Source organism: Gordonia sp. 852002-50395_SCH5434458, assembly GCF_001665905.1.
Classification (GTDB): Bacteria; Actinomycetota; Actinomycetes; order Mycobacteriales; family Mycobacteriaceae; genus Gordonia; species Gordonia jacobaea.
The window spans coordinates 85403-108043 of the sequence record NZ_LZTC01000041.1; the positions used below are offsets into that span (position 1 = coordinate 85403).

Annotated in this window: 17 protein-coding genes; 10 read left to right on the forward strand and 7 right to left on the reverse strand. The window is 65.5% G+C overall.

Annotation, left to right across the window (positions count from 1 at the left end; all coding sequences use genetic code 11):
- The first annotated feature begins 3 nt into the window (after window positions 1-3).
- Window positions 4-885 carry a LysR family transcriptional regulator gene (locus A5785_RS10180; protein ID WP_049697767.1) on the forward strand — a complete coding sequence of 294 codons (882 nt, stop codon included), beginning with the start codon at window positions 4-6 and terminating at the stop codon, window positions 883-885.
- On the opposite strand, the gene A5785_RS10185 is transcribed toward A5785_RS10180, so the two are convergent.
- The gene (locus A5785_RS10185; RefSeq protein ID WP_049697766.1) at window positions 869-2029 is read right to left on the reverse strand and encodes a thiolase family protein; all 1161 of its coding nucleotides are present in this window, start codon (window positions 2027-2029) and stop codon (window positions 869-871) included. The two genes, A5785_RS10180 and A5785_RS10185, sit on opposite strands and share 17 nt — an antisense overlap.
- Window positions 2030-2212: 183 nt before the next feature.
- On the opposite strand from A5785_RS10185, the gene A5785_RS10190 reads away from it, so the two are divergent.
- Complete coding sequence (locus tag A5785_RS10190; protein WP_049698058.1) at window positions 2213-3370, forward strand: acyl-CoA dehydrogenase family protein; 1158 nt, start codon at window positions 2213-2215, stop codon at window positions 3368-3370.
- A gap of 13 nt (window positions 3371-3383) precedes the next feature.
- On the opposite strand, the gene A5785_RS10195 is transcribed toward A5785_RS10190, so the two are convergent.
- Together A5785_RS10195 and A5785_RS10200 are read right to left on the reverse strand one after the other, a co-directional pair.
- Window positions 3384-5408, reverse strand: coding sequence for an NAD(+) synthase (locus A5785_RS10195; protein ID WP_049697765.1), 2025 nt, complete (start codon window positions 5406-5408; stop codon window positions 3384-3386).
- 43 nt (window positions 5409-5451) lie between these two features.
- Window positions 5452-6855, reverse strand: coding sequence for a WS/DGAT/MGAT family O-acyltransferase (locus A5785_RS10200; RefSeq protein WP_049697764.1), 1404 nt, complete (start codon window positions 6853-6855; stop codon window positions 5452-5454).
- Window positions 6856-7008: 153 nt separating this feature from the next.
- Here A5785_RS10200 and A5785_RS10205 point away from each other — a divergent pair, with 153 nt between their 5' ends.
- The 6 genes from A5785_RS10205 (at window position 7009) to A5785_RS23485 (ending at window position 13564) form a co-directional block, all read left to right on the forward strand.
- On the forward strand, window positions 7009-7587 hold the full coding sequence (locus A5785_RS10205; protein WP_049697763.1) for a nuclear transport factor 2 family protein: 579 nt from the start codon (window positions 7009-7011) through the stop codon (window positions 7585-7587).
- Between the two features lie 183 nt (window positions 7588-7770).
- The gene (locus A5785_RS10210) at window positions 7771-8763 is read left to right on the forward strand and encodes an acyl-ACP desaturase (RefSeq protein ID WP_049697762.1); all 993 of its coding nucleotides are present in this window, start codon (window positions 7771-7773) and stop codon (window positions 8761-8763) included.
- Window positions 8764-8896: 133 nt separating this feature from the next.
- Entirely contained in the window at window positions 8897-10030 is a 1134-nt protein-coding gene (gene dusB / locus A5785_RS10215; RefSeq protein WP_268760657.1) for a tRNA dihydrouridine synthase DusB, read from the forward strand.
- 129 nt (window positions 10031-10159) lie between these two features.
- A complete protein-coding gene (locus tag A5785_RS10220; protein WP_064866254.1) occupies window positions 10160-12511 on the forward strand; it encodes an LCP family protein in 2352 nt (783 codons plus the stop codon).
- A 100-nt stretch (window positions 12512-12611) separates the two neighbouring features.
- Window positions 12612-13274, forward strand: coding sequence for a phosphate signaling complex protein PhoU (gene phoU, locus A5785_RS10225; protein ID WP_049698056.1), 663 nt, complete (start codon window positions 12612-12614; stop codon window positions 13272-13274).
- A 140-nt stretch (window positions 13275-13414) separates the two neighbouring features.
- On the forward strand, window positions 13415-13564 hold the full coding sequence (locus A5785_RS23485; RefSeq protein ID WP_168431243.1) for a hypothetical protein: 150 nt from the start codon (window positions 13415-13417) through the stop codon (window positions 13562-13564).
- Between the two features lie 88 nt (window positions 13565-13652).
- Here A5785_RS23485 and pstB read toward each other — a convergent pair whose 3' ends face one another.
- The 4 genes from pstB to pstS are packed head-to-tail and all read right to left on the reverse strand — an operon-like array spanning window position 13653 to window position 17654.
- On the reverse strand, window positions 13653-14429 hold the full coding sequence (pstB, locus tag A5785_RS10230; RefSeq protein WP_049697760.1) for a phosphate ABC transporter ATP-binding protein PstB: 777 nt from the start codon (window positions 14427-14429) through the stop codon (window positions 13653-13655).
- A 53-nt stretch (window positions 14430-14482) separates the two neighbouring features.
- The gene (pstA, locus tag A5785_RS10235; protein ID WP_005204269.1) at window positions 14483-15412 is read right to left on the reverse strand and encodes a phosphate ABC transporter permease PstA; all 930 of its coding nucleotides are present in this window, start codon (window positions 15410-15412) and stop codon (window positions 14483-14485) included.
- Complete coding sequence (gene pstC, locus A5785_RS10240; RefSeq protein ID WP_049697759.1) at window positions 15409-16497, reverse strand: phosphate ABC transporter permease subunit PstC; 1089 nt, start codon at window positions 16495-16497, stop codon at window positions 15409-15411. The genes pstA and pstC overlap by 4 nt, the downstream gene beginning before the upstream one ends.
- Before the next feature lie 35 nt (window positions 16498-16532).
- The gene (pstS, locus tag A5785_RS10245; protein WP_197494557.1) at window positions 16533-17654 is read right to left on the reverse strand and encodes a phosphate ABC transporter substrate-binding protein PstS; all 1122 of its coding nucleotides are present in this window, start codon (window positions 17652-17654) and stop codon (window positions 16533-16535) included.
- A gap of 179 nt (window positions 17655-17833) precedes the next feature.
- On the opposite strand from pstS, the gene A5785_RS10250 reads away from it, so the two are divergent.
- Window positions 17834-19144, forward strand: coding sequence for a hypothetical protein (locus A5785_RS10250; RefSeq protein WP_049697757.1), 1311 nt, complete (start codon window positions 17834-17836; stop codon window positions 19142-19144).
- A 46-nt stretch (window positions 19145-19190) separates the two neighbouring features.
- Window positions 19191-22640, forward strand: coding sequence for an AMP-binding protein (locus A5785_RS10260; RefSeq protein ID WP_082938027.1), 3450 nt, complete (start codon window positions 19191-19193; stop codon window positions 22638-22640).
- The last annotated feature ends 1 nt before the right edge of the window (window position 22641 follow it).

The window sequence follows — 22641 nt, forward strand, 5'->3', positions numbered from 1 at the left end:
CCCGTGGAACTGCGCCAGATCGAGTACTTCCTCGCCGTGGTCGAGCACGGCGGCATCGGCGGGGCGTCGGTGTCGCTCGGCGTGACACAACCGACGGTGTCCCAGGCGCTGCGCGCACTCGAACGTGAGCTCGGGGTGCAGTTGTTTCACCGGATCGGCCGCGGGATGGTGCCGAGCGCTGCCGGACGTGCACTCGTCGGCTCGGCGCGACAGATCGTGCGCGACGTCGAGTCGGTCGACGACGCGCTTGCCGTCGGCAGTGATCAGATCACCGGACGGGTGGAGATACTCGCCTCACCGTTCGCCGACGGTGCCACGATCGCCGAGGTGGTCGCGGCATTCGTCGACGCGCACCCCACCGCCACCATTCGGGTGGGTGAGCTCGACGACGAATCACTCGCAGCAGCAGTGATCGAGGAGGGACGCTGCGACTTCGTCGTCACGCATCTCCACCCCGTCGAGACGGCGGTCGACGACGCTCTCGAGGTGATCGTGCTCGGCGAGCAGGAGTTCTGGCTCGTCTGTCCGTCGGGCACCGTCCTGCCCGACGGTCCGATCGACATCGCCGACCTCCCCCACATCCCGATGGTGTTCGTTCCGCGCGGCGGGACAGTCGCCGACGAGATCGAGAGCGCCATGCGCGAAGCGGGCGTGCGGCCACCGATCGCGGTGCTCGCCGAAGACCGCGAAGAGCGACTACCCATGGTGCTGGCAGGAATCGGCGCGACGTTGCTCGAACGCCGTGTCGCGCAATCGGTTGCCGATCGCACCACCGTGCGGCCGGTTCGACCGCGATTCGTCCGCAACTTCGCGCTCATGTACGACCCGACGGCGTTGTCGGTCGCCGCACAGGCTTTCGTCGACGTCGTCAGCGCCCGGAGCTGATGAGTTCGGGGCTGATGAGCTCGTAGATGGTGGCGTTGGCCATGCCACCGGCTTCGCACATCGTCTGCAGTCCGTAGCGAATACCGTTGTCCCGCATGTGATGCGCGAGGCGCGTGGCAAGGATGGCACCGGAACCCCCGAGTGGATGGCCGACGGCGATCGCCCCGCCGAGCGGGTTGAGTGCCTTCTCCGCCGCGCCCGTGTCGATCTGCCAGGCCAGCGGCACCGGCGCGAAAGCCTCGTTGACCTCGAACGCGCCGATCTCGTCGATCGAAAGTCCCGACCGCTCAAGCGCTTTGGCCGTCGCGGGGATCGGCCCCGTGAGCATGATGACCGGATCGTCGGCTGCGACGACGGTGGTGTGAATCCGCACCAGCGGCACCAGACCGTGGGCCGCAGCGGTCTCGCTCGACATCACCAGCAGTGCGCCCGCGCCGTCGGAGATCTGTGATGCGTTGCCCGCGTGAATGACGCCGTTCTCGTCGAAGACCGTCCGGAGTGCGCCGAGTGACTCCAGTGAACCGCCGCGTCGAATTCCCTCGTCACCCTCGAGCACACCGGGCAACGTAGCGAGCTGGGCGTCGAATGCACCCGAATCGGTTGCTGCGGCTGCGAGTTCGTGTGATCGAAGCGCGTACTCGTCGAGTTGAGTGCGGCTCAGTCCCCACCGTCGTGCGACCTCTTCTGCCCCGATGCCCTGACTGAAACGGTCGACGCCGAAGCGGTCGAGGACGGTTGCCGGCTGGCTCTCCCCGTTGGGCGCCGCCGTACCCATCGGCACGCGACTCATGGACTCGACTCCGCCCGCCACGACGACGTCGAGTTGTCCGGAGATCACTGCGGCCGCGGCCATCGCCAGCGCCTGCTGACTGGACCCGCACGCCCGTGTGACCGTGGTTCCCGGGACCGTTGTCGGCCACCCCGCGGCCAGCACCGCCGTACGTGCGATGTTTCCCGCCTGCTCGGAATGTTGGCTCACGCAACCCCACATGACGTCGTCGATGATCGCGGGGTCGATCCCGGTACGTTCGACGAGTGCTTCGAGCACGTGCGCCGAGAGGTCAGCGGGATGGATGCCGGCCAACGCGCCATTTCGGCGTCCGATAGGGGTGCGCACCGCGTCGACGATCACTGCATCTGTCATGCATTCGAGCCGACCACTTCTCACCCGGTGACCACAAGTAGATTCGCGTTCACGGACCCATAGCCGCGACCTATCCTGATTCGCCCAGTCCCCCTGACGTCTCTACACATTGACTCGCCCTATCGGTGTGTTAGCCGATCCGGCCGTTCCTTCCGGGTATGCCACGGGTGCATGCTGGAGACCATGCAGCGCACCGTATTCACCGAAGACCACGAGGCCTTTCGCAAGACGATCCGCGACTTCATCGCCAAGGAGGTCGTGCCGGTCCACCACGAGTGGGAGAAGCAGGGACACCCTCCGCGTGACTTCTACCGCAAGCTCGGCGAGTTGGGTGTGCTCGGCATCGAGGTGCCCGAGGAGTACGGCGGCGGAGGCGTGCACGATTTCACGTATTCGCTTGTCGTGTCGGAGGAAACCTCGCTTGCAGGCGTGACCTTCGGCAGCGAGTCGGTGCACACCAACCTGATCCTGCCGTACCTGATGGAGTACGCGACCGACGAGCAGAAGCAGCGGTGGCTACCCGGATTCGCCTCGGGCGACATCATGTTCGCGATCGCCATGACCGAACCGGGCACCGGCTCCGACCTCGCGAACATCTCGACGACGGCCAAGCTCTCCGAGGACGGCAGCCACTACATCCTCGACGGCGCAAAGACGTTCATCACCGGTGGCGCGCTGGCCGACCGCATTCTGGTGGTCTGCCGCACCGCACCGTTCGATCCCGACAATCGTCGTGCCGGACTCTCGATTCTGGTGGTGGACACCACGTCCGAGGGCTTCGCGGTCGGACGGAAGCTGGAGAAGATCGGCCTCAAGGCATCGGATACCGCAGAACTCTCCTTCTCGTCGGTGCGCGTACCCGTCGAGGATCGGCTCGGCGAGGAGGGTAAGGGGTTCTCCTACCTCACACACAACCTGGCGCAGGAGCGCCTGAGCATCGCGATCGGAGCGTCGGCAACCGCGAACGCTGCTCTGCAGCACGCCCTCGCCTACACCCGAGAGCGCGACGTGTTCGGCAGGCCCGTCGCATCGTTCCAGAACACCAAGTTCGTACTGGCCGAGTGCTCAGCCGACGTCGCGGCGGTGCAGCAGTTCGTCGACCAGGCGCTGATCCTGCACAACCGGGGCGAACTCTCGGTGGCCGACGCCGCGCGCGCCAAGCTCTTCGCCACCGAGACCGCCGGCCGCGTCATCGACAAATGCCTGCAATTGCACGGCGGATACGGCTACATCACCGAGTACCCCATCGCGCGCCTGTACGCCGACACCCGCGTCTCCCGCATCTACGGCGGCACCAACGAGGTGATGAAGACGATCATCGCCAAGGACCTGGGGCTCTAGAGGGGCCTCGACATCAGCGACCCTTGAGTTGGTCCAGCCAGGTGCGGGCGGAGGCGTCCGACGGCGAGCGCCAGTCGCCACGCGGCGAGAGTGACCCGCCCGAACCGATTTTCGGCCCGTTGGGCATCGCGGTGCGCTTGAACTGGTTGCTCATGAATCGCTTCAGGAACGTCGAGAGCCAGTGCTCGATCGTCGCGGCGTCGTACTGGTTTCGACGCTCCGGCGCGATCAACTCCGACCACGCGCCGCGTTCCCGGTCACCCCACGCCTGGCCGGCCAGGTAGGCGATCTTGTCGGGGCGATACCCGAAGCGCGTCAGGTAGTACAGGAAGAAATCGTGGAGTTCGTAGGGGCCGACGGTGTCCTCGGTGCTCTGGATCGCGCCGTCGTCGCCCGGCGGGACGAGTTCGGGCGAGATCACATCGTCGAGGATCTCTGCGAGCGTGTCGGTGGTCTCCTGCGAGTACTGTCCGGTCGAGATCATCCAGCGAATCAGGTACTGGATCAACGTCTTCGGGACCGAGGTGTTGACGTTGTAGTGCGACATCTGATCGCCGACACCGTAGGTACACCAACCCAGAGCGAGCTCGGACAGATCACCTGTCCCGAGCACGATTCCGCCGTGGAAGTTCGCCAACCGGAACAGGTGCGAGGTCCGCTCGCCTGCCTGCACGTTCTCGAAGGTGACGTCGAAGACCTTCTCGCCCTTGGCATATGGATGCCCGATGTCGGCGAGCATCTGCTCACACGACGGCCGGATGTCGAGTTCGGTGCCGGTGACGCCGAGAGAATCCATCAGCACATGTGCGCGCCGCAGCGTCGCGCCGCCGGTGGCGAATCCCGGCATCGTGTACGCGAGGATGTTGGTGCGCGGCAGGCCGAGTCGGTCGAAGGTGTCGACGGCGACGAGCAGTGCGAGCGTCGAATCGAGACCACCGGACACCCCGATGACGATCTTGTCGATGCCGGTGGCGCGCAGACGTGCAGCCAGGCCCTGAACCTGGATGTCGCGCACCTCGCGGCACCGTTCGTCACGATCACCGGCGTCGGCGGGAACGAATGGGAATCGTGCGACCGAGCGTCGCAGATCGTCGTCGGCGAGGTCGAGGTCACCGAACTCGAAGTCGATGTGGCGCAACGACGTCAGACGATCCTCGAGATCACCGACCTGATCGTGGAAGCTGCCCATCCGGATGCGTTCCTGGCGCAGTCGGTCCAGGTCGACGTCGGCGACGACGAGTTGCTCGGCCGTCGCGAACCCCGTACTGCGAGTGAGTAGTCCACCGTTCTCGGCGATCAGGGCGTCACCGTCCCACGCGAGATCGGTTGTGGATTCGCCATATCCGGCGGCAACGTAGACGTAGGCCGCGATGCACCGGGCGGAAAGACTGGTGCACAACGACTTCCGATACGACTCCTTGCCGATCGTGACCGGCGAACCCGACAGGTTCGCGAGAACCGTCGCACCTCCCAGGGCGGCCCAGGTGCTCGGCGGGATCGGCACCCACGCGTCCTCGCAGACCTCGAGATGCAGCGCGAAACCCGGCAGGTCGACGGCGTCGAAGATCAGGTCGGTGCCGAACGGAACCGTCTGTCCGAGCAGCGTCACCGTGTCGGCGAGTGCGTCGCGGGCCGCGCTGAAATAGCGCTTGTCGTAGAACTCGCGGTAATTCGGCAGGAACGCCTTCGGTACGACGCCGAGAATCCGACCATCACGCAGCAGGACGGCGCAGTTGTACAGCCCGGCGTCGACGACGAGCGGCAGGCCGACCGCCACCAACGGGCGCAAACCCTCACTCGCGGCGACGACGGTGGCGAGGGCGTCGAGCGCGGCGTCGATAACCGCGTCCTGTTGGACAAGATCGTCGATGCTGTATCCGGTGAGTCCCATCTCGGGGAACACGACGAGCGCAGCACCCTCGGTGGCCGCCTGCCGCATCAATTCGACGGTGGCCTGCGCGTTGGCCACCGGGTCGGCGATACGGACGACCGGGACCGCGCCCGCTACTCGGGCAAATCCGTGGCGATAGATGGACACAGGGCAAAGCTTAGTGACCGGATGACCCCATCACCGCAAGACCTCAGTCGCCACACACCTCGAGAAGCGTCTTGAGCTGCTCGTCGAAGGCGTGGGCGAGGAAGTCGACGTCGGGGATCTGATCGGTACACCCGAGGATGCCGACGTTGAGCTCGCCGTCGGCCGAGAACACCGTGATGTTGAGGCCGAGCCCGTGGAAGATCGGCCCGAGCGGGTAGACCGCGGTGACACGCGCGCCGCAGAAGTAGACGGGAATGTCGGCGCCCGCGACGTTCGACACCGTCACGTTGAAGATCGGCGGATGCTTGAGTGCCAGTTTCCGGTCGCCGTAGAACTTCATCAACGTCGACATCGTTGTTCCTGGCGCGAACTGTGCCCACGCACGCAGGATGTTCGCGTCGATGTCGGCGTGGTGTGCCTTTGCTTTCCGCGAGAGTTCTGCAGCGCGCTCGATCCGTTCGACGGGATCTGCGACGTCGGAGGCCAACTGCGTGAACATCCCCGACACCTTGTTGGTGCCCTGCACCATCAAGCCGCTGTCGTCGGCGCCGTGGACAGATACCGGCACCATCGCGACGAGTGGTCTGTCCGGCAGCTCGTTGTGCGCCAGCAGATACTCGCGCAGCGCCCCGCCGGTGATCGCCAGCACGACGTCGTTCACCTTGACGCCGAACCGATTCTTGACGCGCTTGATGTCGGCGAGTGAGAGCTGGGTCAGTGCGATCGAGCGGTGCGGGGTGATCGGCCCGTTGAATCGGGTGCGCGGCGCCCCGAACGGCGCGGGCATCGCCTCGTGCGAGCGCGCCCGACGCAACCACGCGACCGGAACCGAGACCGTCTCCGGGAGCAATCGAGCCATCGCGATCGGACGTCGGATCAGGTAGTGCACCGCTCCCGTCGCGGCGAGCAGCGCATGCGACGACCCGCCCGCTGTCTGATGCAGCAGATCGGCGTCGAGGTCGGGCTGCTCGGGCGACAGCGAGAAGAGCTGCGACAGCACCTCGGCGCTGCCGACGCCGTCGACCGCGGCGTGGTGCATCCGCAGCATGATCATGATCCGCCCGTTGGACAGTCCCTCGATGACCCACAGTTCCCACAGCGGCTTCGCCCGGTCGAGGGTCTGCCCGGCCAGATGCCCACAGAGTTCGGTGACCTCGCCGATCCCGCCCGGCGCCGGAACCGCGACACGGTGCACATGCCGGTCGATGTCGAAATGGTCGTCCTCCACCCAGGCGGGGTGGTCGATGTTGATCAGCGAGTTGTCGAGCTTGCGTCGGAACTTCGGGGTAGCACGGACGAGCTGTCGCATCTGATCACGGATACCGCTGAACGAATACCCACCGGGAATCGTCGACGGATCGATTTCGATCAGGCCGATGATCTGCATCAACTGTGACCGCGTCTCCATGTACAGGAACGAGGCATCCAAACCGCTCAGCCGCTCCATCGCAAATCCTCCGCATCCTGCTCGCCCGCGCCGTCGCGCGCACGCCCGTCTTCGTCGTCGGGCCGATGATGAAATCGAACCACGTCGATGCGTCGTCGCGCTCCTTTTCCATAACGCTTCGCGCACCCGCCGTAGTTCCCTACGATCAGCCCGATGCGCACCGAAAACGCCGCGTCTGCCGCGGATGCCCGATTCTCGCCGACCCCATTCGATCTCGACGAGTTGTCGGAGGCGTTCGACGTCTTCGAGGCCACCGTCGCGGGCATCGCCGCGGAGGCCCGAGCACAGCCGTCCGAGGCGCCCGCGGCATGGGCCCGATTCGCCGACCTCTTCACTCCCGACGCCGACTACATCGAGCACGCACTCGGCACCATGCACGGCAGGGACGAGATCCGCCCGTGGATCGTGAAGACGATGACGCGCTTCCCCGGCAACCACATGGTCGCCTTCCCCAACCTGTGGAAGGTGTTCGACGCCCCCACAGGTCGGGTGATCTTCGAGGTCGACAATCCGATGTGCGATCCCGGCGACGGAAGCGTGATCACCGCCACCAACATTTCGATCATCACGTACGCGGGTGACGGCCTGTGGCGGTGCGAGGAGGACATCTACAACCCCATGGAGTTCGGCAGCGCCGCGATGCTGTGGTGTGACAAGGCGCGCGAACTCGGTACTCTTGACGACGACGCCGCCACGTGGGCGTCGACGTTCGGCCGAGCGTTTCGGGGGTAACGCTTGCGAGCCAAGTTTCGACACCGTAAGTGCGTACTTGGGTAACGCCTGCTCGGTGCCGTAGCCTTACTGACTGACTTGGATACATGTCGGTCACCGAGCCAGGCATGACAACCAGAGACGACAGTCGGAGACTACGACAGTCCGACCTGTTTCGATGTGGACCGTTCGGAGGAACGAACAATGGCACGTGAGCTCACTCAGCTTGATCTGCTCCGCGAGCTGGCACCGGTTGCCGAGGACAACGTCAACCGGCACCTGAAGATCGCGAAGAACTGGAACCCGCACGACTACGTCCCGTGGGACGAGGGTCGTAACTTCGCCGCGCTCGGCGGCGTCGACTACGACCCTGAGCAGTCGCAGCTCGATGAGGTTGCGAAGGCCGCGATGATCACGAACCTGCTGACCGAGGACAACCTGCCCTCCTATCACCGGGTGATCGCCGACAACTTCTCGATGGATTCGGCATGGGGCTTCTGGGTCGGTCGTTGGACCGCCGAGGAAAACCGGCACTCGATCGTCATGCGCGATTACCTCACGGTGACGCGCGGCGTCGACCCTGCCCAGCTCGAGGCCGACCGCATGGTCCACATGACCAACGGTTACTCGCCCGAGTCCGCTGCAGGCGACCGCGTCGAGGAGATGATGGAGAAGGGCGGCGAAATGGGCCTGCTGCACTCCGTCGCCTACGTGACGTTCCAGGAGCTCGCGACGCGCGTCAGCCACCGCAACACCGGCAAGGCGTGCAACGATCCGATCGCCGACAAGATGCTTCAGCGCATCGCGGCCGACGAGAACCTGCACATGATCTTCTACCGCAACATCTGCGGCGCCGGTATGGACATCGCTCCCGACCAGACGCTGCGTGCCGTGACCGACATCGTCACCAACTTCCAGATGCCCGGCGCCGGAATGCCCAACTTCCGCCGCCACGGCGTGTTGATGGCCAAGCACGGCATCTACGACCTGCGTCAGCACCTCGAAGAGGTCATCCAGCCCGTCCTGCGCAAGTGGAACGTCTTCGATCGCGACGACTTCTCCGCCGAGGGCGACCAGACCCGCGAGGAGCTCGCAGCCTTCCTCGAGCAGCTCGAGAAGGACACCATCAAGTTCGAGGAGATGCGCGACCGCGCACTCGCCCGCGAAGCCAAGAAGCGCGAGCGTCAGGCGTCCTGACGCAACCATTGGCTTGACGACGACGATCCGAACCCCAGCAGCGCCGGCGCCCTCCACGATCCACGAGGGCGCCGGTGCGCTGTCGGCTGCGCACGCCACCCCGCTCCAAGCAACCCCGCTGCGCGACACCCGCTTGCGAATCGGCACGATCGAGCTCGCCAGTCCCGTGGTGCTCGCACCCATGGCGGGCGTCACCAACGTGGCGTTCCGCACGCTGTGTCGCGAACTCGAATTGGCCCGCACCGGCACGGTGTCGGGTCTGTACGTCTGTGAGATGGTCACCGCCCGCGCGCTCGTCGAGCGGCATCCGGTCACGATGCACATGACCACGTTCGGCCCGGACGAGAATCCGCGGTCGATGCAGCTCTACACGGTGGATCCGCGCTACACCTACGAGGCAGCCAAGATGATCGTCGACGAGAATCTCGCCGACCACATCGACATGAACTTCGGCTGCCCTGTCCCGAAGGTGACCCGCAAGGGCGGCGGCTCGGCGATCCCGTACAAGCGCACCCTGTTCCAACGAATCGTCGCAGCCGCGGTCAAGGCGACCGAGGGCACCGACATCCCCGTCACCGTCAAGTTCCGCATCGGAATCGACGACGAGCATCACACGCACCTCGACGCCGGACGCATCGCCGCGGGCGAGGGCGCGAAAGCTGTTGCGCTCCATGCCCGTACGGCTTCACAGCGGTACTCCGGCGAGGCCGACTGGGCCGAGATCGCCCGGCTCAAGGAGCACGTGACCGACGTACCTGTGCTCGGTAACGGCGACATCTTCGAACCCAAAGACGCGGTCGCGATGATGGCGCAGACCGGATGCGACGGCGTCGTGGTCGGACGCGGCTGCCTCGGTAGGCCGTGGCTGTTCGCCGAACTCGCCGCCGAACTCAACGGGCTGCCCGCACCCGCCGCACCGAACCTCGGCGAGGTCGCACAGATCATCGTCAGGCACGGCGAGTTGCTCGCCGATCACCACGGCGAGGACAAGGGCATGCGCGAGATGCGCAAACACGTTGCCTGGTATCTGCGCGGATTCCCGGCCGGTTCGGAGATTCGTTCGCGCATGTCGCTGGTGTCGACGCTCGACGAACTCCGCGACCTCGTCGGGTCACTTCCCGCCGACACACCGTTCCCCGAGGACGGGCACGGTCCGCGTGGGCGGCAGGGGTCGCCCGCCAAGGTCGCGCTCCCCGACGGCTGGCTCGACGATCCCTACGAGGATGTCGTCCCCGCAGGCGCGGAAGTGATGCACTCCGGCGGCTGAGGCGCTTCTCAGGACCTATCAGTACTATGTCCGAAGGTCCCGCAGGCGGGATCTGAGTTCTTCCTGCTTGCCGCAGCGTTCAGCCCCGACGGGGCGGCAGCGTCACCACGGGGTACGAGGATATGTGACGTGAGTCGTTGGACACCCAAGCCGCACGGCGACGAGCCGGGCGACCGGGACGATTCGACGTCCTCATCGACTCCACGCGCTTCACGCACCTCACGACCAGCGAACCCCAATGACGGCAGGCTTCGTGAGCCGCGCTCCGCCGATCGGTACGTCCGCGGCCGTAGTCGCATGACCGTCCGCGAGCTGATGGAGCAGATGAACGCCGATCCCGGCGCACGCTCCGATTCCCCGTCCGGCACCGCGGCTCCCGCCGACAAAGCGACCGATTCTGACAAGCCGCCTGCATCTAGCAAGCCGACTGCATCCAACAAGCCATCTGCGTCCGACAAGCCGTCTGCTTCTGACGAATCGACCGGCGCCGGCACGCAGCCACGAGGTGATTCATCGCCGACCGAGGCCATCCCACGAGTCGGCGGCTACCGTTCCGGACTGCGTCGAGCTCGGCGTGGGACAGACCGCGCCGCCACGGACAAGCCGTCGAATCGCCCCTCCGACACGCCAGGGCCCAACGAGGTCACGCGCAAGATCCCGATCGTCGGTGCCACCCCAGAACCGGTCGTCGACCTCAGTGACAGGGCGACGACGGAGCGGGTCGTCGAGGAATCACGGGCACAGGGGTCACACCTCGAGCCCGCCGCATCCGGAAATTCCGCCACGTCCGGAGATGCCGCCGCACCCGACACGCCCGAGCAGACCCCCGCTGCTCCTGAACCGGAGCGCGAGCCGGCGTCCCCACCGCTCGAGCCCACTCCCGACCTCACCGAGACGATCGCGCTGCGTTCACGCCCGCAACGTGTGGGGCGTCGACGTCACGACCGCACGACACGCCAGAACGTCGCGTTCACCGGCCGCATCATGGTCGCCATCGCGTGCGTCATGGCGCTCGTCGGGACCGGCTTCGTGTGGGGGTACATGAAGTCGAAGAACAGCGATTGGCGGACCATCGCCGCCGTCGACCCCGACGACACGAACATTCGCAACAAGGACGCCCAGTACGGCGACGAGAACTACCTGATCGTCGGCACCGACACACGCAGCGGCAAGAACGGCAAGGTTGGCGCGGGCACCACGGCCGACGCCGAGGGCGCACGTTCTGACACGGTGATCCTGGTCAACATCCCCGCCAACCGCAGCCGCGTGGTTGCGGTCTCGTTCCCGCGGGATCTGCAGGTCGACCGACCCGAATGTCAGGATTGGGACAACGACGCCGGAACCTATACCGGCGACCTACCCGCGGCCAGCCAGGTGAAACTGAACAGCGTCTACGCCGACGGCGGACCGAAGTGCCTGGTCAAGGTCATCACCGAGATGAGTGGTCTGAACATCAACCACTTCATCGGGATGGACTTCTCCGGCTTCGAGAAGATCGTGCGCGCTGTCGGCGGCGTCGAGGTGTGCTCCACCACTCCGGTGTACGACTACGAACTCGGCCAGATCCTCTCCAAGCCGGGCAAGCAGACGATCACCGGTCGCAAGGCGCTCAACTACGTTCGCGCCCGCACGGTGTCGACGGAGGGCAACGGCGACTACGGACGCATCAAGCGCCAACAGTTGTTCATGTCGTCACTGCTGCGGTCGACGCTCTCAGGCAACGTCCTGTCCAATCCGGCCAAGCTCAACAGCATCGTCAACACCTTCATCAAGAACAGCTACGTCGACGGCGTCGACACGCAGTCACTGCTCAAACTCGCCGACTCGATGCAGGGTATCGAGGCGGGTCGCGTGACGTTCCTGACCATCCCGACGTCGGGTACGGCGACCGACGGCTCGAATAACGAGATCCCGCGCACCGACGACATCAACGCCATCTTCAACGCGATCATCGACGACGACCCGCTACCCGGCGAGCAGGCCGCGAAGAAGAAGCAGAGCAGTTCGTCGAAGAAGCAGACCACGGCTGCGGGCGCCACCACGAGTACGTCGCAGACGCCGTCGACGGTCTCGGCCACCGCGCAGAACCCGAGCAACGTCGGGGTGCGTGTGCTCAACGGCACGGGCAAGGCCGGGCAAGCCGCCGACGCGTCCGACCAGCTGACCGCCCAGGGCTTCGACGTCCGCGGCGTCGCGGATGCGTCGGAGAACCGCACAGACACTGTCGTGCGCTACGGGCCGGGTGAACAGGACTCTGCTGCAACACTCGCCGCGATGTTCCCCGGCGCCAAGATCCAGAGCGACAAGACAGTGAAGTCGGGCGTCGAGGTCATTCTCGGCAGCGACTTCGCCGGCAGCGTCACCAGTGCTCCCGCCGCAGGCGAGACGCTATCGGCGCAGGCACTGCCTCCAGCGGCGAACTCCAGCAATCTGCCCAACGATCTCGCGGTGACCAACGCGGGAGACACCACCTGCTCCTGACGGGCGCACGTACCGCGAGCAGAGCTACTCACCGCGCGTTCACGGTGTGTTCACCACGCGGAAGATCGTGATCTGCGGCACGCACAGTACCCTTGAGGGTATGCGTACCGCGTATCAAGAACAGCTGCATTCACTGAATGCGGTGCTCGGAGAAATGTGCGATCTGGCCGGTTCAGCAATGGACCGTGCCACCCAGGCCCTCTTGCAGGCCGATCTCGCCATTGCCGAGGAAGTGCTGTCGGAGAACGACAAGCTGTCCGAACTGTCCGCGCGCGCCGAGGAGCAGGCGTTCGCGCTTCTCGCGCTCCAGGCTCCCGTCGCAGGCGACCTGCGCGGAGTCGTCAGCGGGTTCCAGATCGTCGCAGACGTCGACCGTATGGGCGCGCTGGCGCTGCACGTCGCCAAGGTCGCCCGACGACGCCATCCCGCGAAGGCCCTGCCCGAAGAGGTCAACGGCTACTTCGCCGAGATGGGCAGGCTGGCAGTCCAGCTCGCCACCAACGCGCGCGAGGTCCTCGACACGCAAGATCCCGAGGCTGCGGTTCGTCTGCAAGAAGACGATGACGCCATGGACGATCTGCATCGCCACCTGTTCACGGTGCTGATGGACCGGGACTGGCAGCACGGAGTTGCCGCAGCCGTCGACGTCACCCTGCTGGGCCGCTACTACGAGCGCTTCGCCGACCACGCCGTACTCATCGGCCGTCGGGTCGTCTTCCAGGCCACCGGCCAGACGCCCGAGCAGTTCCAGGACGCTTCTTAAAGCACAGACGCTTCCCGACACACCCCCACCACCGACGTCGGTGGATCACACCCCGGTTCGGATGTGATTCACCGACGTTTCTCGTCGTGGAGGGCGTCCTGACTTCACGCACACCAGGCGCGCAGTCTAGGGTGAGCGCCATGGGCGTGCACTATCCGGCAGAACCTGATTTCAATGCCGAATCCGACGACGAAGCCGAAGCACATCTCCGGCGACGCCAGCTGTTCGTCTATGTCGGCGTGACGCTGTCGCTCGTCGCTCTGCTGGTCATTCTGTTGCTCAACATGTAAGCCCCCCATCAACGCAAAAGACCCGCGACGATTCCTCGTCGCGGGTCTTTGTCTGCTTGTGGGCCTGTGCGTTGTGCCCTGCCGGTGATCAGCCGAAGCGGCCGGAGATGTAGTCCTCGGTCTCGCGCTTGGTGGGGTGCGTGAAGATGGTCTCGGTGTCGCCGATCTCGACCAACTGTCCCGGCTGGCCGACGCCCTCGAGGTTGAAGAACGCGGTCTGATCGCTGACACGCGCAGCCTGCTGCATGTTGTGCGTGACGATGACGATCGTGAAGTCCTTCTTGAGCTCGCCCATCAGATCCTCGATGGCCAGCGTCGAGATCGGATCGAGCGCAGAGCACGGCTCATCCATCAGCAGGACGTCCGGCGACACCGCGATGGCACGCGCGATGCACAGTCGCTGCTGCTGACCACCCGAGAGACCGCCACCGGGCTTGTCGAGACGGTCCTTGACCTCTTCCCACAGGTTGGCGCCGCGAAGGCTGCGCTCGGCCACCTCGTTGAGCTGCTTCTTGTTGCGAATGCCCTGCAGGCGAAGACCTGCGACGACGTTGTCTCGGATCGACATGGTCGGGAAGGGATTCGGCCGCTGGAACACCATGCCGATCGTCGTACGGACACTCGTCGGGTTGACCTCTTTGGAGTAGATGTCCTCACCGTCGAGCAGCACACTGCCGACCGCATAGGCTCCGGGGATCTCCTCGTGCATGCGATTGAGCGTGCGCAGCACCGTCGACTTGCCGCAGCCCGACGGACCGATGAACGCGGTGATGCTGCGCGGCGGCACTGCAAGAGTCACGTCCTTCACGGCGTGGAACTTGCTGTAGTAGATATTCAGGTCTTTGATGTCGAGGCGCTTGGCCATGGCATTACTCTCTCGTGCTGTTGATGTACGACGCTGTTGCTGGGCGTGCGGTCTTACCTGGACTTGGGTGCCAGGAACTTCGCGAGCAGCGCTGCGACGATGTTGAGGATGGCGATGATGATGATCAGCGTCAGCGCTGCACCCCAGTAGTAGAACGACGACGCCGGCTGACTCGCCGCCCACATGTCCTTGATGAACAGAGGCAGCGAGTTCATACCGCCCTCGAAGGGGTTGGTCTTGACCAGCGAACTCGCCGGACCCGCGAGGATCAGGACTGGGGCGGTCTCACCCATGATGCGTGCGATGGCGAGGAAGATGCCGCTGAGCATGCCCGACAGCGCGGTCGGGATCACGACACGCATGATCGTCTTCCACTTGGGGATGCCCAATGCGTACGACGCTTCGCGCAGTTCGTCGGGTACGAGCTTGAGCATCTCCTCCGACGATCGGACGACGATCGGGATCATCAGCAGGATGAGCGCGAGACTGACCATGAAGGCGCTCTGCCCCATCGAGAGTCCGATCACGAACACCGTGAAGATGAACAGCGTCGCGACGATCGACGGCACGCCCGCGAGAATGTCGACCATGAAGCTGACCGGTTTGACCAGCTTCGACGTCGGGTACTCGACCAGGAGAACGGCCGTGAGCACCGCGATCGGGACCGAGATGATCGTGGCGACGAGCGCCTGGATGATCGAACCGACGATCGCCGGCGCGATTCCCGCGCCGTAGTCGGTTGTGGTGTCGACTGCGTAGCCGTCGCCGAACCACCAGTTCGGGTCGGTGATGGCGCTCGCTCCATTCGAGAGCACCGTCCACAGCAACCACACCAGTGGAATGACGCCGAGCGCGAAGCAGATGAAGAAAGCGGCGCGCGCACCGTTGTTGCGGATTCGACGACTCAGCGAGATCTCGCGGAATGCCGACGGATGTTGTTTGACCGGGCCGCCGCCTGCGCCCTTATCAAGTGCGATGCTCATCCGTTGACCTTTCCGCCTGCGACCGTGCGAGCGACCGCGTTCACCACGAATGTCAGGAGGAACAGCACCAGACCGGCCGCGATGTAGGCGCTCTGGGTGTCCTGGCTACCGACGAACTCGCCGACGTCGCGAGCGATCTTCGACGCGAACGTGTCGCCGCCTTCGAACAGCGACCACTTGAGGCGGCCGACGGCGGCACTCAGGATGATCATGACGGCGATGGTCTCGCCGAGCGCACGTCCGAGCGCCAGCATCGCCGCGGCGATCATGCCGGAGCGTCCGTACGGGAACGAGGTCATCCGGATGACCTCCCACTTCGTCGCACCGAGGGCCAGTGCCGCTTCTTTCTGGCCGGGAGGGGTCTGGCGCAGCACCTCTCGGGTGATCGAGGTGATGATCGGCAGCATCATGATCGCGAGCACGATGCCCGCGGTGAAGATCGTGCCGCCGCCGCTGACTGACGTGCTACCGGCGGAGAAGAGGAAGAACCAGCCGAGCACGCTGTTGAGCCATTCCGCGAACGGCGCGATCACCGGAGCGAGGACGTAGATGCCCCAGAGACCGAAGATGATCGACGGCACCGCTGCGAGCAGATCGATGACCGCGGCGAGCGGGCGGGCGACCTGTCGCGGGGCGTACTCCACGAGGAACACCGCGATGCCGATCGCGATCGGGGTGGCGATCACCAGGGCGAACAGCGAGGTCAGAACCGTCGCTCGGAACAACTCCCAGATGCCGAAACGCACCGTGTCGTTGTCGAAGTTCGCCGAACTGACGTCCCACTGGGACGAGAAGATGAAGTTGGCGTGGTTCGCCAGCATCGCCGGTATGGCATTGACGATCAGTGCAATGCCGATACCGGCGACGAGGACGACCACGAAGAAACCCGTGCCCCGCGCGAGGTAGGAGAAAAGCTGGTCGCCGAGTGCGCCGCGGTGGCTGCGCAGGCCCGGGTGGAGCTGCTCTTCGAGCTGCTCCTCGGAATCCGGAGGCAACTGGTCGGACGATTCGGGAGGCTGCGTGCCGGGTTCGGGCGGGGTCTCCGCCTTCCCCCGGCCCACACCGGTGGTGTCATCCACAGACATAACTCATATCGCTTCGGGTCGGTGTTTTCGTGTGGTTACTGAAGGGCGTTGATCGACGAAGTCAGCTTCTGCTGGAATTCGCTCGGCAGCGGGATGTAGCCCGCGTTGATCAGATCCTGGCCCTGGTTCTGCGGTGCAGACGCCACCGAGAGGAACGTCTTGACACCCTGGCCAACCGAAGTATCGGCGTACTTCGAGCAGACGATCGAGTATGTTGCCAGAATGATCGGGTACGCGCCCGCCTCGGTCGGCTTGTAGAACGATTCGGTGTCGATGACCATGTTGTGGTTGTCCGGACCGTTCTTGAGAGTCGCCGCCGCGATGGTCTTGCCGCCGGTCTCAGAGTTCAGCTCCACACCGCTCTTGTCCTGATCGGTGATGATCTTCGCCATCGACAGCTTGTTGGACTGCGCGTACGCCCACTCGACGTAGGCGATCGATCCGGGGGTCGGCTTCACTGCGGAACCAACGCCGGGGTTGCCCTGCTTGCCTTCGCCGACACCACCGTTGAAGGTCTTGCCCGCACCCTTGGTCCATCCGCCCGCGGCGGTCAGGTACTTCTGGAAGTTGTCCGTCGTGCCCGACTGGTCAGCGCGGTAGATCACGCTGATCGCAGTGCTGGGAAGGGTCTTGCCCGGGTTGTCGGCGGCAATCGCCGGATCGTTCCAGGTCTTTGCCTCGCCGCTGAAGATCTTGGAGAGCGTCGGACCCGACAGCGCGAGATCGTTGACACCATCGACGTTGTAGGTCACGGCGATCGGACCGAACACGAGCGGCAGCTGCCATGCTTCCGAGCCACAGCGCTGTGCGGCCTTCTGGATCTCGTCGCCCTTCAGCGGCGAGTCGGAGCCACCGAAGTCGGTGAGATTCTGCGTGAAGTCGGAGACACCCTGTCCCGAGCCTCCGCCACCGTAGGCGAGCTCGTGACCGGGGCAGGTCTTCGCAAACGAGGTGGAGAAGATCTTCATGGCGTTGGCCTGGGCTGTCGAACCACTCGCCTTGAGTGACTGCTTGCCCTCGCACTTGATGTCAGTCACCGCTGAGGCGGGCGCTGCGCTCGTGCCGCCCTTGTCAGCATTGCTGCTACACGCACCGAGAACGAGGGCGGAGCTGGCGGCCATCACGGCGACAGCGGCTCCTGTACGACTCAATTTCACTTTCTGGTTCCCTCCAGCATCAGAACATGGCAGTCCCGCCAAGCGGCTTTGCCCGGTCGCAATGACAGTAGGGTGCCGTGGTGGACGTACCGGGCACCGAAGGTGAACGGAAGATGAATTGGACATCTCCGGCGCGGCCTGCGCGTATTAGGTAAGCCTTTGTTAAAGTCTCCAGGAAGATGAGTAGTTCAGCCACTTCCCCCGACGCGTCGCGCACTTTCACAGGCGCGGCCATCGACGCGCATCACAGTGGCCATCGCAGCGCCGTCGTCGTCGGTCCGCTCGATCTCCCGGACGCGAACTGCGCGTCACACCGACTCATCCGCTTCGCGAAGCGTGGCCCCCACACACGCATCGGGCTCGTACCATCACACGATCGTCGCGCCTGGTCATACGAGCCCGACAGGTTGGCCGACGCCGTCCACACCGCGCCACCGACCGACGATCCCCTGGCGTTGCTCGACGTATTGGCGGCGCTTCCACCTCGGCATCTGCGCGTCGTACTCAGTGGCCGCTACCTGGCAATCGACTACGACCACGGCCTCGGCGACACCACGCTCCTCAACACCATCGTCGACGTTCTACTCAGCGAGGAGATCCCCGAAACCATCACGACATCTCCGAGCGGGTGGACGCCGACGCGTGCTCTCGCGCTCGCAGGTGCGGCCGTGTTGTCGAATCCGCGGCGGCTCATCGCACTGGCCCGGATGCATCGGTCCCGCGACTATCTGGCATCGCAACCCTCGGCGTTGGTGCCGGTCGATCCGCCGCGGTCGGCGACGAGCGTATTCGTGCGGACGCCGCGCGACGTCGTCGAATCGATGCGCGCCGCGCGGACGTCGCGCGCGCCAGGCGTCGGGATGTTCACATTGCACACCGTCGCGCTCGTGCGCGCTCTGACCGCCGCCGGGTTGCGGGTCAATCCGATGGTCACACTTCCGTTCGACGCGCGGGCCTACCTACCCCGGTCAGTGGGCACCATGGCGAACTTCGCGGCAGGCCTCGACTTCGCCGTGCTTCCCGACACCGCGCCGGTCGCGCTACAGGTAGAGCTGTCAGAGGCGGCGTCCATAGGTCGCCCCGTGGCGAATCTCCTTGTGACAGCAGCAAAGTCGAGAGCAGCCGAGTCAAGAGCCGCGGGGAGGTCGAGGTCCACAGAAGGCCGAAGTGTGGAGGCGACCGGCCAACAGTCGTGGGCGCCCGCCGGCGAGGCGGCGATCGACCTACTGCACTCGTCGGGCGGCGTCGTACCGGGACGTGGGCGAGGGTGGGATTTCGTCGACACCGACAGGGCGCTTGTCATCGGCATCGCCGAGCCTCCGTCGCCAACCGGGATCACGGTCACAAGCACGTCGGTCGCCGGAAGCCTTTGTCTTACAGCAACCTTCCGCGACGATGTCTTTCCCGCCGACGCGGTGACAGCCGCGCTGGCGGACCTACCGGCGCAGGCGCTGGCGGCGCTCGAAGGGACGATCACCGCACCGAGGTAGTGGGTCGATCACATCAGGCTACTTTGGTTAGCCTTCCCTAATATTTATGGGTTACGCTACCGAGGTCCGCCGTCCCGCATGCCGTCCGGAGTCGAAGTTGCCGCACCCGCACCAGCAGTCCGTCACGCCCACCCTGTCGGCGATCATCTGCTGCTATACCTCCGATCGCGCAACGCTTCTCACGCGCGCCATCACCGCGACACGCGCGCAACTCCTCGACGTCGACGAGCTCCTCGTCGTGGTCGATCACAACGACGACCTGCTCATCTCACTGACAGCGCAGTTCCCCACAGACCACTCCGCGGTCACGGTTGTCGCGTCATCGGGGCCGCGGGGACTGTCCGGAGCCCGAAACACCGGCGCTCGCGTGGCACGCGGTGACGTGTTGGTCTTCATCGACGACGACGCCGAGCCGGTACCCGGGTCGTTCGCCGCGGTTCGATCGCGATTCGCCGACGACGACATCAGTGCCCTGGGCGGTGCAATCGATGCCCGGTGGCTTGCCCCCAGGCCGACATGGTTCCCCGAGGAGTTCGGCTGGGTCGTCGGCTGCGATTATCGCGGCCTACCAGGGCACAGTGCGCAGATCCGCAATCCGATCGGGGCTGCCATGGCCGTGCGGCGCGATCGGCTCGAGGCCGTCGGAGGCTTCTCGACGGCGCTCGGTCGGCGCGCCAATCTCCCCGCCGGCTGCGAGGAAACATTGATGGGAATCGCTCTGCGCCAAAGGTTCCCGGATTCGACGATTCTGCGCGACACGCATTTCCGTGTCCTCCATGCGGTGTCACCCGACCGCGCCCGCTTCGCGTACTTCGCACGTCGCTGTTACGAAGAGGGACGCTCCAAGGCAACCCTGTCACGCCTGACCTCAACCGACACAGCGCTTTCCACCGAGCGTGGGTACGCGACCCGCACTCTGCCGCAGGGTGTGTGGCGTTCACGCCACACACCGACGCGGGTCGCGGCGCTCACCGCCGAGGCCCGTTCGGTGCGAACCGCGATCCTCGCAGGCGCACAACGTTTCACCGACCGCCCGGCCATCCGCATGGCGGGTCAGAGCCTGACGTACGGCCAACTCGTCGACCGAGCCACGTCTGCCGCGGCGTCGATCACCGCGCATGCGAGTGGAGCCTCGAATCCGATTGTCGTGCAGGTGGGATTGTCACCCGATGCGGTCGCACTCGTTCTCGGGGTGTTTCTCTCCGGACATCCGATCGTCGCCCTCGACCCGCACCTACCCGCAGAACGCGTCTCGACGATCCTGGCCGAGCTCGAGAAGCACGACCGCCGTGCCGAATTCATGATCGCCGACGCCGAGCACCTCGACGCCGCCCGCGCCGTCGCTGCCGCCCACGAGCTTCCGGTGACCGACCTCGCGGCGATCACACAGCGAGGCGCCGCCGCGGGCCCCGGAACAACCGCGGGTCTCGACAATCCCGACAGCCTCACCAGCATCCAGTTCACGTCCGGCTCGACGGGCACACCCAAGGGCGTCCTGCACCCGAATGGCATGTGGCTCTGCGATTCCGAGCTGATGCGCACCGGATTCTCGATCACGCCGGGACGTCGGGTCGCGCTGTGCCTGCCGATCAGCTTCGGTGCCGGACTCAACGTCCTGATCGGTTCGCTGATCAACGGGGCCGACATCACCGCCGTCGACCCGCGTGACCGCACCGCAGCTGCGGTACTCGACGAGCTCGCCGAGTGCGCCGCCGACGTCACCTTTCTCACCCCGGCACTGCTGCGTGCGCTCACGAGCGCACGCGAGGCGACCGGCCATCCGGCGTGGACATCGTTGCGTCGCATCATCACCACCGGCGAGGCACTGACGTCCGACGTCGCACAGGCCGCGCTGTCGCACGCTCCCGAGGCCACGGTGACGAACTGGGTGGGATCGTCGGAGACGTCGGCACTTGCTTACTTCGATCTCCGCGCGGGAGAGCACGTCTCTCCCGGCCCGCTTCCCGCAGGCGTTCTCGCGCCACACAAATCGGTCACCATCGACGACGACGGTCGCGTCGTCGTCTCGTCGCGTCACCTCGCACTCGGATATCTCGACCCGGCCGCCGACGAGGACCGCTTCTCCCGCGACGCCGACGGAGTACTCAGCTTCCGCACCGGCGACAGGGGTACGTGGGACGGCGCGACGCTCATCCTCACGGGCCGCGTCGACGACGCCGTGAAGATCAGGGGCTATCTCGTCGAGCCCGCGGAGGTGCACCGCGCGATCATGTCCGACGGCGACCTCGCCGAAGCCGCAGTGATCGCACGGAAGGAGCCCGATTCCGGCAGGACCGAGCTGCTCGCGTACGTCGCACCAGTGCCCGGTGGCCGCACCCCACCGGCGGCCGAAATCCGCACCAGACTGCGACAACGACTGCCCGAGTGGATGATTCCCGCACACGTTGTCGAGCTCGCCGCCCTCCCGAGAACTGCGCGCGGCAAGATCGACCGGGCCGCACTACCCGCGCCGACCCGACACATCGACCCGCCAGTCGGCGATCTCGAGATGTCGGTGGCAGCGATCTGGTCCGAGGCCCTCGGGCTCGACGAGATCGGACGTGACGAGAACATCTACGCACTCGGTGCCGACTCGCTGACGGTGGCACAGATCCTGGTCGGAATCACCCGGCGCCACGGCGTTGCACTCACCCAGGCCGACGCCGCGTCGGCACCGACGGTCGCGGCGATGGCACGCACGCTGGATGCACGCCTGCGACCGGATTCCGTTGCCAGCAGTAGCGATTCACTCTCCCCGACGACGGTACCCCTACGCCGCGGCGACGGGCAGACGGTCTTCTGCTTCGCGGGCGCGGGCGCGTCGGCGTTGGTGTTCGTCGCGCTGGCAGATCACCTCGCCGGCGATGAACGGATCGGATCGATCTACGGATTCCAACCCCACGGCCTGGAGAATCGCGGTTTCCCCGACTGGACGGTCGGTATGGCCGCGCGCAGACATCTGCGCGATCTGCGTCGCCTCCAACCGAGCGGACCCTATGTGCTGCTTGGCCATTCGTTGGGCGGATTGATCGCACTCGAGGTCGCCCGACGACTCCGCCACGCGGGCGAGCAGGTCGAGTTGGTGATGACGCTCGACACGTTCGTCCCGCAGCACACCGCTCGCGCCGTCGGCTCGTCGGCACAGACCCCCGCGACCACCGAGACCACCGAAGGTCCCCAGTTGTCTCGATCAGAGTTGTGGCGCAATCGAATTCAGTTGCTCCGCGCCGGGTTCCTCACCGACGAACCCGTCGAGTCGGCACGTGCGATGGAGCAGGTCGGTTGGCGTGTCGGCCGGTTCCACCGCCCCGCGCCGTATCACGGCCGGGTACTCGTCGTGCTCGGAGCCGACAACCACCACGACGAGCGGGTCTGGACCGACCATCTCACCCCGGGCGACATCACGATAACCCGGATTCGGGCCGATCACATGTCGATCGTGCGCGAGCCACACATCACCGAGGTGGTGGGGCACTTCCTCCACGCGCTGCCCTGAC

Bases quoted from the DNA above. Each gene is read 5' to 3' on its own strand.
- A5785_RS10185 (WP_049697766.1), bottom strand. From the start codon at position 2,029: ATGACAGATGCAGTGATCGTCGACGCGGTGCGCACCCCTATCGGACGC.
- A5785_RS10190 (WP_049698058.1), top strand. From the start codon at position 2,213: ATGCAGCGCACCGTATTCACCGAAGACCACGAGGCCTTTCGCAAGACG.
- A5785_RS10200 (WP_049697764.1), bottom strand. From the start codon at position 6,855: ATGGAGCGGCTGAGCGGTTTGGATGCCTCGTTCCTGTACATGGAGACG.
- A5785_RS10205 (WP_049697763.1), top strand. From the start codon at position 7,009: ATGCGCACCGAAAACGCCGCGTCTGCCGCGGATGCCCGATTCTCGCCG.
- A5785_RS10210 (WP_049697762.1), top strand. From the start codon at position 7,771: ATGGCACGTGAGCTCACTCAGCTTGATCTGCTCCGCGAGCTGGCACCG.
- phoU (WP_049698056.1), top strand. From the start codon at position 12,612: ATGCGTACCGCGTATCAAGAACAGCTGCATTCACTGAATGCGGTGCTC.
- A5785_RS23485 (WP_168431243.1), top strand. From the start codon at position 13,415: ATGGGCGTGCACTATCCGGCAGAACCTGATTTCAATGCCGAATCCGAC.
- pstB (WP_049697760.1), bottom strand. From the start codon at position 14,429: ATGGCCAAGCGCCTCGACATCAAAGACCTGAATATCTACTACAGCAAG.
- pstA (WP_005204269.1), bottom strand. From the start codon at position 15,412: ATGAGCATCGCACTTGATAAGGGCGCAGGCGGCGGCCCGGTCAAACAA.
- pstC (WP_049697759.1), bottom strand. From the start codon at position 16,497: ATGTCTGTGGATGACACCACCGGTGTGGGCCGGGGGAAGGCGGAGACC.
- A5785_RS10250 (WP_049697757.1), top strand. From the start codon at position 17,834: ATGAGTAGTTCAGCCACTTCCCCCGACGCGTCGCGCACTTTCACAGGC.
- A5785_RS10260 (WP_082938027.1), top strand. From the start codon at position 19,191: ATGGGTTACGCTACCGAGGTCCGCCGTCCCGCATGCCGTCCGGAGTCG.